This window comes from Klebsiella sp. K47, from assembly GCF_051858335.1.
Lineage (GTDB): Bacteria > Pseudomonadota > Gammaproteobacteria > Enterobacterales > Enterobacteriaceae > Klebsiella > Klebsiella pneumoniae.
On sequence record NZ_JBPYUI010000204.1, the window covers coordinates 1 to 241 of the forward strand.

Annotated in this window: 1 pseudogene; it reads right to left on the reverse strand. The window is 56.8% G+C overall.

The features are described from left to right. Positions 1-241 (reverse strand): annotated as a pseudogene (locus tag RRF55_RS27705) (hypothetical protein); the annotation flags it as partial.

Genomic DNA, 241 nt, shown 5'->3' on the forward strand with positions numbered 1-241 from the left:
GCTTCGCTGCTGGAAATCAGCTCAATACGGCTGTCCGGTGGCGCAACGTTTTGCGTTTCAATGTGCAGGTCATCGCCCTGACGGTTGATTCGTACCAGCCCTTCGGGAATACGCAGCACGCCTTTGACGCGTTCCACCGGTGCAAGTCGCGCCCATTCCAGAATGCCAATGGTGTCGAATACCGTATCAGCGTCGAATATCCAGCCGCAGGCCTGATATCCTTGCCCGCTGTTCAGACTGC